Below are 15415 nucleotides of genomic sequence, written 5' to 3'. Positions count from 1 at the left end.
GGGCGGGTTGGGGGGGGGGTCCGGGTGGTGTGGGGGCCCCCCCCCCCCCCCCCCGGGGGGGGGGGGCCCCCCCCCCGGGGGGGGGGGGGGCCCACCGCCGTTCTCGCGCCCGGTCGTTCGGCGCCCTGTGGCCTCCCGTCCGCCTAGCTGAACGGGACGGCGTCCTTCGGAGCCGTGTGCCAGTTCGTGACGATGGGCTTGTCGACGGTGATCGTGCCGACCGGGAGGGAGACCGGGTTCGGGTCGTCGTTGCCGACGGCGACGATGATGCTGTCGAGTTCCTTGCCCCCGTTCTCCTTGGTCGTCTTCGGGTTCACTCCCGCGTAGGCGGTGGTGTTCCCGCTCAGCTTGATCTGCTCGCCGACGGCCTGCTCCGCGGGTCCCGCCTCGGTGCCGTCGGAGCCGAAGGCGATGACGGGCAGCGCCGCGGGGAGGTAACAGGTGATGCCCGGCTTGGCCTTGGCGCTGACCAGGATGTACCCGCCCGCCTGGGACTCGTGCTTCGTGGCCCAGGCGATGTCGTTGGCACCACAGGTCTGGCCGACCTTCTTGCCCTCGCCGTTGCCGCTGTCGGTGCCGGAGCCGGCCCCGGACGTCTTCCCCTTGCCCGGCGCGGACGACGCCGGCTCGCCGGGCGTGGCGGGGGTGGTGGGCGTGCCCGAGGTGGCGCCGTCGGCCGGGGCGGCGGACGAGGATCCCTGTGTCGCCCCCGTCCCCGCGCCCGCCCCGTCTCCGGTCGCCCCGTCCGAGTTCTGGCACGCCGTCATGAGCAGGACGCCACCGGTGAGGGCGGCGGAGACGAGGAGTGCCTTGCGACGGTTGCCGAACATGGAGAAGTCCCTTGGTCTGGAGTGGTCGGGGCCGATGACGAGTCGGCCCCCCGTGCGTGTTCGATCACTATGAGCTGCCTGAACACCCGTACGGTTCCGGTGTCTTCGTACCCGGACATGTCTGTCACAGACCGGATACATGAGCACGGAACGGCGGGCCCGGGCGTCAGGCGCCGGGCTGGACGGGTCCGACGAGGGTGCCGGGGGCCACGGCGAACTCGCCCTCGGCGAAGGAGGCCCCGGGGATGGTGTTGTCAGGGGTGCGCAGGGTGAAGGCGGCCTCGTCGGCGGCGAGCACGCGGCCGCCGTCGGGGACCTGGACGTCGAAGTGGACGGGGCGGCCCGGCCCGAAGGTCACGGCCGCGCCCTGGTCCCCGTACCGGCCGGCGGTGACGGGAACGGCAGCGCCGTGGTCGGAGAAGCGGAGGTCGGTGGGCGACCCGGCCAGGACGCAGGAGGCGTACCCGCGCGGCGCGGTCAGTGTCACGCGGAAGTGGAAGTGTCCGGCACTGCCCTGGTCGCGGGTGATCTCCGCCCGGTGGTTGGCGGGCCGGCAGGCCGACGGGGCGTCGTCGCCCGTCGTGGCCGCGTGAGCGGTGCCGGCGGCCGCGACGGTCAGTCCGGCGATCGCGACGAGGGCGGTGAACGTTCGGTGCGTGCGCATGAAGGATGCTCCCCAGCGTGGACGGTGACCGCGCGGATGCTCCCCGACGGAGCCGCGATCAAGAGATTCCCTTCCCGATCGTCCCTGTTTGCAATGTTTCAGAATCGTCATGAAAGGGACACTGCGGAGCAGGGGCGGCGATGGCGGAGTGTCGGTGTGCCGCGCGCCGAGATCCATGCCGTACGATGGATCTTGAGCTCGCCGCCGCAAGGCAGTCCGGGCCCGGCGTTGGTGGTCCAAGGAAAGACACCCCACTTCCCGTGGGGGGATGCAGGTGCAAGGCCTGCCCAGCGCTCCATGAGGTCCTGCTCCCTTCCGCGGAAGGGAGCAGGACCTTTCTCGTGTCGGGGTTCCGGCGCCCGCCCGCCAGTCCGGGACGGGCCGAGGTCAGGCGGTGGACAGGCCTGGGGCGGGTCGACGGGTGGGGGCCAGGTGCAGAGGCCCGGGCCACGTGGACGGGCCGGGATCAGGTGGACAGGCCGGCGACGGGCGGAAGGCCGTACGTGCGCGCGTAGCCGTTCTCGATGCCGACCAGCAGGTCCACGACCTCGGGTTAGCGGTCCCGGGACGGGGTCTCGCGCAGCGCGTCGATCAGCAGGCGATACGCGTCGTGGTCGTCGGCCTCCCACACCCAGACGTCGGTGACCCGCGCCGAGTGGAACTCCGTGTCGTGGAAGCGGGAGCGGACGCCGCGGGTGCGGGCCTCGATCGCCGGGACGACCTGTGTGGTGAACGCCCGGACGCGTTCCTCCACCGTCATCGACAGCCACTCGGGCGTGGTCTTGACCAGTAGGAACGCGGTGACCGGTGACGCGGTACGGTCAGCGGCCACCGGTTGCCTCCGGGGCGGCGAGTACGGCCGGCTTGAGGGTCCGCGCGCACCACCGGGCGAAGTCCGTGCCCGGAACCACCGCCCGTGACGCCCGGTCGGCGCCCTCGTCCAGGCCCTCGTCCTTGGCGCGCTTCATGTCGACCATGCCCTCGACGAACGCCTCCGCCAGACCGTGGCCGAGCATCGTGGCGCGCAGGTCGTCGAGCGACTGGCGCTCGTAGCGGACCGGACGGCCCAGCTCCTCCGTCATGAGGCGGGCCAGGTCGTGGGGCGACAGGTCCCGCGGACCGAGGACCGGAACGCTGCCGACGCCCGACCAGGAGCGCTCCAGGAGCAGTCCCGCGGCCGCCGCCGCGATGTCGGCCGCGGCCACCATCGGGGCCCGGCGGTCCGTGTCGGCGGTGTCGCGAAGGCCTCCGCGGCCGGCCGGGTGAAGCCGCTGTAGGCCTCGTGAGGAGTGAGCGACGCGTCCGGCGGGACCGGCGCCGGCGAAGGCGCGAGCGACCGTCGCGGCGTCGCCGTGCGAACCGGTGACGACGTCGACGCGACGACGGACGCCCTCGGGAAGCCGGGCCGGATCGCGGACCACGACGCGCAGTTCCTCCCCGTGGGCGGGGGCGGCCTCGGCCAGGAGGGACAGCAGCCGGCGGCCGATGTTCCCGGTGGGGGCGGTGATGACGATCATGAAAACCTCGCGGCGGCCGCGCCGGGTGCTCCAGGACCCTTTGCTTGGTACGGGCGGGCCAGGCGATGGTGCCGACCCCGCGCGCCGAGGCCCTGCGGGCCGAGGCCGCCGCGGTGGTACGAAGCCTGGACGCGCTGCTCACCCCGGGCGGCGGGGTCGATCCCGCGACCCTGCGGCGCACCCCCCTCCCCGCTCAGCGACGCGGCGCGCGCGATGGGGCTGCGCCTGCTGGACATCCCGGTGCCGCTGCCGCACCTGACGATCGCCATGGCCTGGCACCCCCGCCACACCGCCGACGGCGCCCACCGGTGGCTTCGCGCGTCCGTGCGCCGTGTGCTGGGCGCCGCGAGGGGGACGTAGGACCCCGCACCGGCAGGGCGCGGCCTACTTCTTGTGCCACTCGGAGACCGGCAGGCCGTTGGGGACCTTGAGCTCGAACGCGCCGCCGATGGCGTTGTCCAGCGCCGCGGCCGGCTCGTTCCCCGCCCCGAAGACACTGAACGCCAGGAGCTCCTTGAGCTGCGCGCCCGTACCGCGGAACGCCTTAGCCCCCTGCATCGCCGTCCGCGCCCCGTCCGCGTCCATGGTCTGGTTCATCCGCTCCAGCAGATCCGAGGAGACCCAGCAGCTCTGGATGTCGTCGAGGTTCCACTCGGCGTACCAGTGCGTGTCGTTGAGCCAGTTGCGTGCGGGGACCTGGCCGTCCACGGCGACCAGGTAGAAGGTGAACTTGATGTTGCCGAGGGAGCGCCAGTCGGCGACGTTCGTGTGCTCGCTCGCCCTGCCCGCGGCGGCGTTGTCGTACGTCGACGCGATCTCCTGGAAGCTCGGGGGCGTGGCCGGGTCGGCGCCGGTGTAGTGGCGGATCGTCCACTTCTTGGCCAGCAGCGGCGCGGCCATCCGCCGGCGCACGGCCTTGACCTTCGCCAGTTGCTCGGAGGCCTCCTTGATGCTGCCGAGGATGTCGAAGTCGGCCTGTCCCTCGCCGGCGGGGAACTGCTGGGAGGTCATGTACCGCATGAGCTCCCAGGCGTCGTCGTCGGAGTGCCCCGCGTTCCTGAGGGCGGCGACGATCTGCTCCGGCGTCTTCGCCTCGCGCAGTTCGTCCTCCGGGGTCCGCTGGACGGAGGCGGCCCCGGAGTCATGGTCGGCGAGGGCGGTCTGCACGACCGGCTGCCCGGACTCCGCGTGCGCGTCGTGGTGTTCCCGCGTGATCGCGCGTCCGACGGCCGCGTTGCCCGCCGCGCGCGGCAGGCGGTGCGGCCCGGCGTGGGCCTCGACGGCCGCGGTGCCGGCCGACCGCCCCCGCGGGGACCGCGTCTCGGCCTGGTCGTTCTCCTTGCTGTGTGCGCGCACGCGGCACTCTCTCCTCGCCGTGGAAGACACCTCGGACCCCACTCTGCCGAACTCCGCCGGGCCGACGGAAGGAACGCGGGGGCAGACCTGGGGGTGATCCGGGTGCCCCGCCGTCACCCGCTGGGGATCGGGCGCGGGGATGCGGTTTCAGCCGTGTCGGCGTGCACGTGGCTCACAGCCGTGAAGGCGGGAACCGCCGGCTCGGTGCGTACATCGAAAGGCCATGACTCGGAGAGCCGGAAAGACCATCCTTGCCCTCGCTCTGGCCGTTGGGGTGCTCACGGGGTGCGCCCAAGCCGACGAGGACCTGAACACCGGCCGGGCGGCATCACCCGGCAGGACGATTCCCTTCGACCTGTACACGCACTGTGGAATCGAAGAGGCCCGAATCGGTTCGACGTACTTCGAAGCGGAGACCCCGCTCTCCGATGGCTCGGGAAACCCGCCCGAGGGCTGGGGCAACCCGACCCAGCACGGCACGATGACCTTGAAGTCCGGGACCGAGGCCGTCTTCACCGACGATGCCGGGCACGAGGTGAAGTTCCGTGCCCGACCGGGTGCGAAGGCCCCCAAGCACATGTGCGCATAGAGGCCGTAACAGAAGCTGTTGATCATATGACTGACGGCTTGGTTGCTCGTTGGCCCGTTCGTGGCGAGGAGAACTCCCCGCCGTGGATCGTCTCGGACGAACTGTGGTCACTGGTCGAGCCCTTGTTGCCGGTCCCGGAGCCGAAGCCGGCGGCGGAACGGCCGCGGGTGAGCCGCAGACCCACGCAGCCAGGGACGGACGGGAGCGGCCGCTAGCCGAAGCTCCGCACGCTGTCAGTCCGCAATCTTCCGGGGTCACCCGGCGCGCGTGCGTTGCTACCTTCCGGACCGTCGTCAGGATCCCGCAACCGGAGGTCACGTTGAGCGCGCAGAACCCCACCCGCCGGAACATCCTCAGGTCCGCAGGAGGTCTCTCCGCCGCGATGGCGCTGGGCGGCGCGGGCATGCTGGCGGCGGCCTCGCCCGCCGCCGCCGTCGGGGACGGCTTCGGTCTCCGTATCGTCGACCGCAACGAGGCCGACGCGCGCATGTGGTACTACCGCTTCCAGACCTCCGCCATCGGCTGGAACCCCGCCGTCAACGTCCTCCTGCCGGACGACTACCACTGGAGCGGGCGCACCTACCCGGTGCTGTACCTGTTCCACGGCGGCGGCACCGACCAGGACTTCATCACCTTCGACCGCGAGGGCATCCGGGCCTGGACCGCGGGCCGGCCGCTCATCGTCGTCATGCCCGACGGCGGGCACGCGGGCTGGTACTCCAACCCCGTGAGCTCCAACGTCGGCCCGAGGAACTGGGAGCAGTTCCACATCTCGCAGCTCATCCCGTGGGTCGACGCGAACTTCCGCACGTTCGCCGAGTACGACGGCCGGGCCGTGTCCGGCTTCTCGATGGGCGGCTTCGGCGCGCTGAAGTACGCCGCAAAGTACTACGGGCACTTCGCCTCGGTGAGCGCCCACTCCGGCCCGGCCAGCCTGCGCCGGGACAACGGTCTGGTGACCCACTGGGCCAACGCGAGCTCGGCGGCGCTCGACCTGAACGGCGGCACGGTCTACGGGGCTCCGCTCTGGGACGAGGCCCGGGTCAGCGCCGACAACCCGGTGCAGCGGATCGAGAGTTACCGCAACAAGCGGGTCTTCCTGGTCGCCGGCACCAGTCCGGACCCGGTCAACTGGTTCGACTCGGCCAACGAGACCCAGGTGCTGTGGGGTCAGCGGGAGTTCCGGTCACTCCTGGGCAACGCGGGCATCCCGCACGAGTGGTACGAGCTGCCCGGCGGGCACTTCATCCGCCACGACATGATGCAGCGCGACATCGACGGCATCGTCGACCGGCTCCGGAAGGCGTGAGCGCGTGCTCCGGAGCATGTACCGACGCCCCTTGACCTGGCTCGTCGCGGCCGCCGCCGCCCTGCTGCCGGTACCGGTCGCCTCGGTCCCGGCCGTGGCGGCGGCGACCGGATCCGGCACCGCCTGCCCGAGCGTCGGCTTCGTGAGCCAGCCGTTCCACCCCGGGCACAACGGCGTCGACATCGCCGCCGACATCGGCACGCCGATCTACGCCGTGGGGGACGGCGAAGTGACCATCTCCGGGTACGTCGGCGACTACGGCCAGTGGATCCGCGTCCGGCACCCGGACGGCCGGACCTCCGAGTACGGGCACATGTACCGGCGGGACGTCTCGGTCGGCGACCACGTCACGGCCGGCCAGCAGATCGCCCTGATGGGCGCCGAGGGCAACGCCACCGGCTCCCACCTCCATCTGCGGATCTGGGGGGACGACTCCTTCTCGTACGGGATCGACCCCGAGGTCTACCTCGCGGAGGGCGGCATCACCCTGCCCTGCGTGCCCGGCAGCGGCCCGCACCCCCGGCCCCTGGTGTATCCGGCGGAGTCGGGGCGGGTGGTGGCGGCGCGGTCGGCGGACGGGCGGCTGGAGCTGTTCGCCGCGGGCGCGGACGGCGTGCACCACGCCTGGCAGCGGGAGGCGAACCGCGACTGGTCGGAGTGGGAGCGGCTCGGCGGGCCGGTGAACGCCGAGCTGGCGATCGCCCCGAACGCGGACGGCCGCCTGGAGATGTTCGCGATCGACGGGAGCACCTTCCGGCACCGCTACCAGCTCTCCCCCTCGGGCGGCTGGTCCGACTGGGAGGACTTCGGCGGCGGCGGCCGTGACATCGCCGCCGGGGTGAACGCCGACGGCCGCATCGAGGTCTTCGCCTCGGGCCCGGTCGGCGTCTTCCACCGGTACCAGCTGGCGCCGAACGGCGGCTGGTCGGCCTGGGAGCCGACCGGCGGCGGTCCCGTCGGCGGGCGGATCGAGGTGGAGAAGTCGCCCGACGGCCGCCTGGAGGTGTTCGCGCTCGGCGACAGCGCCTTCCAGCACCAGTACCAGACGGGACCGAACGGCGGCTGGTCCGGCTGGGAGGACTTCGGTGGCGGCGGCCGTGACCTCACGGTCGACCACAACGCCGACGGCCGCATCGAGGTCTTCGCCTCGGGTCCGGTCGGGGTCTTCCACAAGTACCAGACGGGTCCGAGCAGTTGGTCCGGGTGGGAGTCCACGGGCGGTCCGGCGGATTCCCGGCTCAGCAGTGAGCGCACGGCCGACGGCCGGGTCGAGGTCTTCGCCATGAACGGCGGGACGGCCATGCACACCTGGCAGACCGGGGTGAACGCCTCCTACGCGCCGTGGGAGACCTTCGGCGGCGGCGGCACCGAGGTCACGGCCGCCTCCAACGCCGACGGCCGGATCGAGGTCTTCGGCACCAGCACGGCCGGCACGTTCCACATCTGGCAGACCGGCTTCACCAGCTGGTCGTCCTGGGTCTGGGTGAACGGCACCGCGGGTCCGGGACTCGGGGTCCGAGCCGCGCGCTGAGTGCGGGGCCGGGAGCGCCGCGTACGGAATCTCGCCACGCTCGGCGGGCGATCCGGGAGGTTCGGGCCCTCACGAACCTCCCGGATCGGCCCTTACTCCCCTCCGGGCGCGGTGACGTGCCCCACCTCGCGCGGGGCGGGACGCCGCTCCCGGCTCCCCGGGCGGGGCGCGGGAGGCCGCGCGGGTCGCCCCCGCCGCCTCGGCCGCGTCCCCGTACGGCCTTCGGCGGAGCGGTGCCGCAGAGGACCGGAAACGCCCTCAAATCACCGTCGCGCCACCGTACTCGGGTGGCCTGGGTCACAGCGTGGAGCGATGCCCCGGGAGGCACTGGCGGGCCCGCCGGGCGGAGAACCCCGGAGGCCCTGGCCCGGTGACGGGGCAGCAGCGCCGGGCGCCCCCGCCGGTGCGGCCGAACTGGCCGAAGCACGCCGGTGAACTCCCCTGACTGGTGAGTATCGTTCCGCTCGTCCGACAACCGCGACGGGGCGAAGAGGGGGAGCGGTGAGCGGCGTAGTCGTCCATCTGCCGCGGGGGAACGGTGGCGCCGGAGACGGCGAACCGAGCGGTGACGCGGTCACGTTGCGCCTGGGTCCGGGCGAGGTCGCCCGCTTCGGCCGGGGGTCGGCGACGACACCGGTCGAGCTCCGGCTCGCCGACGCCGCGATCTCCCGGCTCGCCGGGGAGATCCGCGCGACCGACGACCACTGGCAGCTGACGAACCACAGCAGCGCTCACACCTACCTGGTGGAGAACCCCGAGGGCGCGGGCGAGTACCTGAGGGTCCCGCCCCGGCGCGTCGGGGCGCCCGTCCCCTTCGAGTTCGCGCGCGTGGTGCTGCCGACGCGCGGCGACCTGACGGTCTCCTTCCAGGTGTTCGCGCCCGACCACGTCTATCTGGACCCGGACGCGAGGGGCGTCCCCTGGGGCAGCCGCACGGTCACCGCGTACTCCCTGGACGAGTCGGCGACGTACTTCCTGGTGCTCGTCGCGCTCTGCGAACCCCGGCTGCGCGACCAGTCCCGGGTGGCGGTCCCCACCACGCCCCAGATCGTCGAGCGGCTCCGGGGCCACCTCCCCGGCGGCGCGCCGACCGCACGGGCGATCAGCTCGCACATCGACTACCTCGCCGAGGAGAAGCTGCGCATCGGCGTCCTGGACGACCGGGAGCCCGGCAGGGGCGAGCGCCGCAACGGCAAGCGGGAGGAGATCGTCGGGCTCGCGCTGCGGTTCGGTCTGGTGCGGGAGGAGCACCTCGCGCTGCTGCCGCCCCTGGCGGGCGGCGGGCGGGAGCGGCAGGGGCCGCGATGACGGCGCCGCGCGAGGGCGCCGACACGACGGGACAGGAGCGCGGGGAGCTGATCCCGCCGGGCCGGCGGGTGGGCGACTGGGTGGTCACCGAGCTGATCGGGACGGGGGGCTGGTCCACGGTGTACGCGGCGCGTCCGGCCCGGGAGGCGCGGCGGGACCGCGTCGGCGGGGCGGCGGGGTCCGGTGGCGTCGCCCTGAAGGTCATGCCGACGGCCGGGCTCGCGCCGCGCCAGGCCCGCAGGATCGTGGAGTCGGCGCGGCGCGAGGTCGCGCTCGGGAGCGGGGCGGGGCATCCCCGGCTGATCGGCCTCCGGGAGTCCTTCGTCCTCGCCGCGCCGGACCTGCCCGCGGTGGACGGCGCGATCGTGCTGGTCATGGAGCGGGCGGCGGGCAGTCTGCGCGAGCTCCTGGACGCCGGGGTGCCGGAAGCCGACCGGGGCCGGCTGATCGCGGGGATCTGCGAGGGTCTTGCCCATCTGCACCGCTCGGGCTGGGTGCACGCGGACCTGAAGCCGGAGAACGTCCTGCTGGGCGCGGACGGTTCGGTGAAGCTCTCGGACTTCGGTCTGGCCACGGAGCTGACCGGGACGCACGGGTACGTGCCTCCGCTGGGCACCCTGGACTACCTTCCGCCCGAGCGCTGGCGGGCGCCGCTCGGGGAGCTCGGGGTGCAGGTCAGACCCAGTGCCGACATCTGGGCGCTGGGGGTGGTCATCCACGAGGTGTTCGCGGCCGGCGCGTCGCCGTTCCCCGGCGCCACGCCGGTGGCGCGGGGAGCGGCCGTGCAGCAGTACGGGGAAGGGCGTGCGCCGCTGCGCCTGGACCCCTCGGTGCCGCCGTTCTGGCGGGCGCTGGCGGCCGACTGTCTGGCCCCGAGCCACGCGGAGCGCGCCCCGCACACGGCCGAGAGCCTCCTCGCCCGCATCGCCGCCGGGGAGGGCCGGTCCGCGCGGGCCCGGCGGCCGGGGAGCCGGGCGCGGGCCGCCGTCCTCGCCGCACTGCTCTGCGGGACCGCCGGCGCCCTGGGTTCGGACACGGTCCGGGCGGGGGCCTCCGACCCGGCGGAGCGGGCCGCCGTCACGGTCTTCAACGCCGAGCGCGGCTGCCAGGACCGGGCGGACCGGGACCCGCAGTGCAGCCTGGGCCTGGCGATCGATCCGCTGCGGCCGTACGCGGTGGGCAACGTCGTCCCGACCCGGGTGTGGCACGGCGACAGCCTCACCGCCGACTGCCGGCTCCCGGACGGACAGCCCGTGATCGACGAGGAGGACCGGACGTCCACCCTCTGGTTCCGCGTCCGCCTCCCGCACGGCTCCCGATACCCCACGGCCTGGCTCCCCGCCGTCCGCACGAAGGACCGCCCCGCGCTCCCCCCGTGCCCGGACCTCCCGGCGCCCGGCTGACCGGGCCGCGCGGGAGGCGGCGTACGCCGGTCACGGGCGCCGTACGCCGGTCACGGTCCCGGACGCGCCGAGCCGACACGGCGGCCGGTCGGCCCCGGGGTGCTAGCCCACCGCCGGCCCCGCGTCGTTCAGCCAGCCCCATTCCGCCCAGCTGGTGAAGCCGGTCTGCCAGCGGTGGTAGACGCCGGCACGGCTGGTGCCGAAGACCTCGATGCGGCCGTCGGCGTTGTTGGCCGCGCCGATCTCGGTGCCGCCGCCGCCGAAGGTCTCCCACCCGGAGTAGGCGGCGTTCGGGCCGGTCTGCCAGGAGTGGCTCGCGGTGGTGGAGTTGATCGCGAAGACCTCCACCCGGCCGTCGACCGAGCGCGCGGTGGTCAGCTCGGCGTCGGTGATGCCGCCGGTGCCCGTCCACGCCGACCAGCTGGTCGGGCCGGTCTGCCAGCGGTGGAAGACCCCGCTCGCGTTGGAGGCGAAGACCTCCAGGCGGCCGTCCTGGTTGTGGCTGACGGCGACGTCGTGCCCGCCGCCGCCGAAGTCCTCCCAGGCGGACCAGCCCCCGCCGACCGCCGTCTGGTAGAGGTGTCCGAAGGTGGCGTCCGACAGGGCGAAGACCTCCAGGCGGCCGTCGGGCGCGGTCTCCAGGGCGAGCCGGGCGTCGGCGGGGCCGCGGCCGGTGCCCTCCCAGTTCGCCCAGCCGCCGCTGGGCGCCGTCTGCCAGCGGTGGAAGACGCCGCTCGGGTTGGAGGCGAACACCTCGATGCGGCCGTCGGCGTTGTTGCCCACGGCCAGCCGGTGGCCGCCGGTGCCGAAGTTCGCCCAGCCGGACCACCCCGCGCTCGGCCCGGTCTGCCACATGTGGTCGAAGGTGCCGGCCGACAGCGCGAACAGTTCGAGCCGGCCGTCGGCGTTGGACGCCACCGCCAGCTGCGCGTCGCGCGGGCCTCCCTCGAACCGCCAGGTGGACCAGGCGCCGTTCACCGCCGTCTGCCAGGCGTGGTAGACCCCGTCGGCTCCGGCGGCGAAGGCCTCCAGACGTCCGTCGGCGGACCGCCCGGACACCACGCGGCCCGAGCCGTACGGGTGCCGGGGGCCGGTGGTCATGCCGGACCAGAGCGCGTGGGCGATGAGGGTCGCGTCGCCCGCCTCCACTCCGTACAGGTAGCGCAGGTCCTCGCGGGGGCGCTGGACGTGCCAGGCCACCTCGCCGATCGCCTCGTCGTTCCAGGAGCCGCCCGGGTACTGCCGTTCGACCTCGTCGAAGAAGGCGTTGGTGGCGTGGACCGGGTCGAGGCGCTGCTCCCGGCTGCCCCACCAGTCCTGCTGCTGGAACAGTCCGAGGCTGGTGTAGTCGACGGCCTGGGCGTAGTTGTTCATGCTGCTCTCCACGATGATCGTGGCGAGCGCGATCGCGGCGGCCCTCGGGTTGAGCCCGCGGTCCTTGACCGCCTGGGTGACCATGCGCGCGCAGGACATCTTGTACGCGTCCAGATAGCCGGCCATCTTCGCGCCCAGCTGCGGGTTGAGCTGGTCGGCGAGGAGGGCGTCGGTGGCCGAGGGGCCGGCCGGGTCGCAGGGGACGGTCGGGATGGCGAACCCCTCCGGGCCCGCGAAGTACCGGGAGACCCCGGCCCGTTCCTTGCCGGGGACCGGTTCGGGGACGGGCCGGGCGACGGCGGCCGGGGCGAGGGTCCCGGCGGCCAGGGCGGCGGCACCGGTCACGACGGCCAGCCGGGTGAGCGCACGGCGTAACGAGCCTCTGGGCATGGTGTCCCTTTCTGTCACGGGTGAGAGGCGGACGCCGTGGTGACGGTAGGGGCGCGGGCGCCGGGGAGGGCATCCGGAACGATCCGGAGTGACATCGGGGCAGGACACGGGGACGGGTCGGGTCAGGGCGTGCCGGGCGTCCCCGTGGGGGCCCGGGGCGCGGGACAGGCGACCGTGCCGGGGCGGACGGAGAGCGAGAGCTTCGGGGTGGTGAGGAGGCCGGGGATCTGGAAGTCCTGTGCGGTGCCGGTGATCCGGTCGAACTTGGCGTAGCGCGCCTGGATGCCGAAGCGGTGCTGCGGGCTGTCGAGCGGGTTGACGACGTACGCGCCGGTGGCGTCCTTGACGGTCTTGACGTCGGCGCCGTTGACGTTGAGGTCGACGACGCCGTCCATGTCGAGGACGCCGGTGGCGGTGCGCAGGTCGAGGACGGTGTTCTTGGTCCTGATCTCCCAGGAGCCCGGGTCGTCGTCGCCGAGGGTGAGGAGCAGGGTGTACGTGGCTCCCGCGATCTGCTGCCGCCGGCTCAGGCAGAGGCCGTTGATGACGCCGTCCGCGAAGCCCATGCGGAGCACGCGCTCGCTGCCGGTGGAGCCGTCGGGCCGTACGACGCCCTGGTCGACGACGGCAGCGCCGTACTGCGTCCCGTACAGGCTGCTGGTGGTGAAGTCGACGGGCCGGTCCTGGACGCGGAGGCCGACGGCGAGCGCGCCGGTCGCCATGGCGGAGCCGAGACCGCCGGCGGCGAGGAGCGCGGGCAGCGCGACGGCGAGGGACCGGAGCCAGTGGGTGCGTCCTTCCTCACGGCCGTTCACGGGGTGGTCACCGTGATGGTCCCGGGGAGGTGGACGGGGTTGTCGGTGGAGTCGAGGGCCGCGTGGTCGTCGACGGTCCGGATCGCGTAGATGTCCCCGGTGAAGTCCTCGGCTCCGGCGGTGAGCGGGATGAGGGAGCCGAAGAAGTCGAGCAGCCCCTGCACGCCGCAGATCTTGACGAGGACGCGGACGCAGACGTTCGTGATGTTCCCCCACATCGTCGTCGTCTCGGCCTTCCCGGCGCTGTCGTAGCCGCCGAGCGAACCCTCGCCGGGGACGTCGATGGTGACGGTGTGTCCGGCCGCGCGCTGGACCACGTTCATGTGCGAGCGGATCTTGAGCTTGGTGAAGGTGTACTGGGTGGTGGTGCGCGTCGAGCCGTCGGAGAGCCGGATGGTGACGTTCTTGTCGACCGTCATGGAGACGGCGACCATGCTGCCGATGGTGACGTGCAGGGGGTCCGGGGAGGGCAGGAAGGGCACGCCCAGCGGCGCGACCGCGGCGGACTCGCCCGAGGCGCTGCTCGGCAGGCCCGACCAGACGGCGGTGCCGAGGGCGAGGACGAGCGCCGTGACCACGGCCAGGGCCCGCCGGCGGGCCGTCACCCCTCCACCGCCCGGCGGCGCGGCCGTTTGACGCCCCAGCCGACCATCATGGAGCCGCCGAGCACGCCGAGCGCCATGCCGAGCAGGAAGCCGCCCAGGTTGGAGACGACGAGCGAGACGACGGCGAGGACGGCGCCGATGAGCCCGAAGGTGTACCGCTGGGCGGGCAGCGCGAGCGGGATGAGGCCGCACAGGATCATCCCGCCGCCGACCAGGTAGCCGGCCACTCCCCCGAATCCGGTGCTCACGATCAGCTGGAGGGAGCTGAGGGAGAACTTGAGCACGGTCCAGCCTCCGGCGACCAGCCACACCGCGCCCCAGAACGGCCGGGTGCGGCGGAAGGCGCGGAACCAGGTGAGCGCGGCCCGCGCCCGGCTCAGCACGTGGTCGCCGTTCCCGCGACGACCTTGATCCTCAGGTCGGGCAGGACGAGCGCCCCGGCCATCTCGGCGTCGTACGCGGTGGCGTTCAGTCCGTGGAGCGTGATGGAGCTGCCGCCCTCGCCGCCCGCGGAGCCGAGTCCGAAGCCGCCGGGCAGGGCGCCGGTCAGCGGCTTCCCGGCGACGGTGACCTGGTCGGCGGACTGTCCGAGCACCGCGTTCTGGAGGGTCGTGGGCCCGTAGGACTGGAGCTCGGTGGCCTGGATGTAGAGGTTGGAGGCGTCGATGTCGGAGGTGAAGGCGGCGGGCGGGGCGGCGGTCACCTTCTGGCCGCCCGTCAGGAGCAGGGAGTACGGGACGCCGGCGATCGTCTGGTGGACGATCCCGCAGAGTCCGGCGAGCCCGGCGCTGGCGAAGCCGACGCGGGCCATCGCGGTGGTGGTGGTCGAGGTGCCGTCGGGGCGTCCGACGGCGGGGGTGTTGACGATGGCGCCGAAGCCGGTGCCCCGGACGCCGTTGGAGGTCAGGGTGAAGGGCTGGCCGGTGACGCTGAAGTTCGCGGCGAGCGCTCCCTGCGCGAGGGCGGTGCCGAGGACGCCGACGGCGAGGGCGGAGGGGACGAGGGCGAGGGCGCCGCGCCCCCATCGGGTGCCGCGACGGGTGCCGTCGGCGGCCTGGGCGAGCATGCGGGTGTTCCAGCCGGCGGCGGCGCGGCCGCCGGCCCGGAGGCCCGCGCGGGCTCCGGAGGTGAGGGCGTTCACGCGGATCCGCTCCCTTCGGGGGTCGGTGCCGTACGGGCGAGGGGGCGGCGGCGCGCGGGCTTCTCCGGCAGCCAGGCGAAGGCCATGGAGCCGCCGAGGACCGAGAGGAACATGCCGGCGAAGAGGCCGCCGAGGTTCGAGAGGGGGAAGGAGGCGACGCCCGCGATGACCGCGATGACGCCGGCCGTGTGGCGCTGCCCGGGCATCAGCAGGATGAGCAGCGCCATCGCCATCAGGAGGACGCCGCCCGCCATGCCCGCGATCCCTCCGACGCCGACCTGGAGGATCTTGCCGAGCGGTGCCATGGGCAGGAAGAAGATGACGAAGCCGCCGAGTCCGGTCCACAGGGCGGCCCAGAACGGCCGGGTGCGGCGCCAGCGGCGGAAGGCGCGGCGGGCGCGGCCCGGGGCGGGTCCTTCGGTCGGCCGGGGCGGCGGGTCGGTGGTCATGGGGGCCTCGCAGCGTGGGGTCGGGGTCGGAGGCCCGGGGCCCCGCGCCGTACGGCGGACACGGGGCCCCGGGGTGGCGCGGGGTGTCAGGCTCCGGGTGGTGCGGGGTCGGGGTCCGGGGTGGTGCGGGGTCG

General features: G+C 73.7%; 16 protein-coding genes and 1 pseudogene. 6 read left to right on the top strand and 11 right to left on the bottom strand.

The features are described 5' to 3' along the window. Positions 1-143: 143 nt before the first annotated feature. The 4 genes and pseudogenes from ACFYXU_RS12875 to ACFYXU_RS12860 all read right to left on the bottom strand — a co-directional run bounded on the left by ACFYXU_RS12875 (position 144) and on the right by ACFYXU_RS12860 (position 3011). Positions 144-830, bottom strand: coding sequence for a hypothetical protein (locus ACFYXU_RS12875; RefSeq protein WP_389457664.1), 687 nt, complete (start codon positions 828-830; stop codon positions 144-146). Positions 831-996: 166 nt separating this feature from the next. Then, positions 997-1494, bottom strand: coding sequence for a DUF4232 domain-containing protein (locus ACFYXU_RS12870; protein WP_389457662.1), 498 nt, complete (start codon positions 1492-1494; stop codon positions 997-999). 466 nt (positions 1495-1960) lie between these two features. Then, positions 1961-2326: pseudogene (locus ACFYXU_RS12865) on the bottom strand (darcynin family protein). Next, positions 2316-3011, bottom strand: a complete 696-nt coding sequence (locus ACFYXU_RS12860) for an NmrA family transcriptional regulator (RefSeq protein WP_389457660.1) — start codon at positions 3009-3011, stop codon at positions 2316-2318. The pseudogene ACFYXU_RS12865 and the gene ACFYXU_RS12860 overlap by 11 nt, the downstream one beginning before the upstream one ends. 213 nt (positions 3012-3224) lie before the next feature. Between ACFYXU_RS12860 and ACFYXU_RS12855 the strand changes: the two genes are divergently transcribed. Next, complete coding sequence (locus ACFYXU_RS12855) at positions 3225-3371, top strand: hypothetical protein (protein ID WP_389457658.1); 147 nt, start codon at positions 3225-3227, stop codon at positions 3369-3371. 24 nt (positions 3372-3395) lie between these two features. Here the strand turns inward: ACFYXU_RS12855 and ACFYXU_RS12850 are convergent, their stop codons facing one another. Then, positions 3396-4367 (bottom strand): hypothetical protein, encoded by a 972-nt coding sequence (locus tag ACFYXU_RS12850; RefSeq protein ID WP_376515660.1) that lies wholly within the window; start codon positions 4365-4367, stop codon positions 3396-3398. A gap of 223 nt (positions 4368-4590) precedes the next feature. Here ACFYXU_RS12850 and ACFYXU_RS12845 point away from each other — a divergent pair, with 223 nt between their 5' ends. From ACFYXU_RS12845 to ACFYXU_RS12825, 5 genes are all read left to right on the top strand, one after another. Beyond that, positions 4591-4956: a hypothetical protein gene (locus tag ACFYXU_RS12845; protein ID WP_376515658.1), complete on the top strand. Its 366-nt coding sequence runs from the start codon at positions 4591-4593 to the stop codon at positions 4954-4956. A 319-nt stretch (positions 4957-5275) separates the two neighbouring features. Next, positions 5276-6265 carry an alpha/beta hydrolase gene (locus ACFYXU_RS12840; protein WP_389457656.1) on the top strand — a complete coding sequence of 330 codons (990 nt, stop codon included), beginning with the start codon at positions 5276-5278 and terminating at the stop codon, positions 6263-6265. Between the two features lie 16 nt (positions 6266-6281). Then, positions 6282-7796 carry a peptidoglycan DD-metalloendopeptidase family protein gene (locus ACFYXU_RS12835; RefSeq protein WP_376515653.1) on the top strand — a complete coding sequence of 505 codons (1515 nt, stop codon included), beginning with the start codon at positions 6282-6284 and terminating at the stop codon, positions 7794-7796. A 501-nt stretch (positions 7797-8297) separates the two neighbouring features. Beyond that, on the top strand, positions 8298-9104 hold the full coding sequence (locus ACFYXU_RS12830) for a serine/threonine protein kinase (RefSeq protein WP_329850212.1): 807 nt from the start codon (positions 8298-8300) through the stop codon (positions 9102-9104). Further along, the gene (locus ACFYXU_RS12825; protein ID WP_389457653.1) at positions 9101-10507 is read left to right on the top strand and encodes a serine/threonine-protein kinase; all 1407 of its coding nucleotides are present in this window, start codon (positions 9101-9103) and stop codon (positions 10505-10507) included. Before ACFYXU_RS12830 ends, ACFYXU_RS12825 begins: the two co-directional genes overlap by 4 nt. A 102-nt stretch (positions 10508-10609) precedes the next feature. Here ACFYXU_RS12825 and ACFYXU_RS12820 read toward each other — a convergent pair whose 3' ends face one another. From ACFYXU_RS12820 to ACFYXU_RS12795, 6 genes are all read right to left on the bottom strand, one after another. Then, positions 10610-12271 carry a peptidase M23 gene (locus ACFYXU_RS12820; RefSeq protein WP_389457651.1) on the bottom strand — a complete coding sequence of 554 codons (1662 nt, stop codon included), beginning with the start codon at positions 12269-12271 and terminating at the stop codon, positions 10610-10612. A gap of 122 nt (positions 12272-12393) precedes the next feature. Then, a complete protein-coding gene (locus tag ACFYXU_RS12815) occupies positions 12394-13086 on the bottom strand; it encodes a DUF6230 family protein (RefSeq protein WP_329850207.1) in 693 nt (230 codons plus the stop codon). Then, the gene (locus ACFYXU_RS12810) at positions 13083-13691 is read right to left on the bottom strand and encodes a hypothetical protein (protein WP_376515645.1); all 609 of its coding nucleotides are present in this window, start codon (positions 13689-13691) and stop codon (positions 13083-13085) included. The genes ACFYXU_RS12815 and ACFYXU_RS12810 overlap by 4 nt, the downstream gene beginning before the upstream one ends. Then, the gene (locus tag ACFYXU_RS12805; protein ID WP_361406506.1) at positions 13688-14074 is read right to left on the bottom strand and encodes a DUF6114 domain-containing protein; all 387 of its coding nucleotides are present in this window, start codon (positions 14072-14074) and stop codon (positions 13688-13690) included. Before ACFYXU_RS12805 ends, ACFYXU_RS12810 begins: the two co-directional genes overlap by 4 nt. Then, on the bottom strand, positions 14068-14832 hold the full coding sequence (locus tag ACFYXU_RS12800; protein WP_361406503.1) for a DUF6230 family protein: 765 nt from the start codon (positions 14830-14832) through the stop codon (positions 14068-14070). The genes ACFYXU_RS12805 and ACFYXU_RS12800 overlap by 7 nt, the downstream gene beginning before the upstream one ends. After that, positions 14829-15281, bottom strand: coding sequence for a DUF6114 domain-containing protein (locus tag ACFYXU_RS12795; protein ID WP_376515643.1), 453 nt, complete (start codon positions 15279-15281; stop codon positions 14829-14831). The genes ACFYXU_RS12800 and ACFYXU_RS12795 overlap by 4 nt, the downstream gene beginning before the upstream one ends. Between the last annotated feature and the right edge of the window lie 134 nt (positions 15282-15415).

The organism is Streptomyces sp. NPDC002232, from assembly GCF_042890295.1.
In the GTDB taxonomy this organism is placed as follows: domain Bacteria; phylum Actinomycetota; class Actinomycetes; order Streptomycetales; family Streptomycetaceae; genus Streptomyces.
The sequence above is the reverse complement of the archived record's forward strand: the minus strand, read 5'-3'. Positions and strand labels throughout refer to the sequence as shown.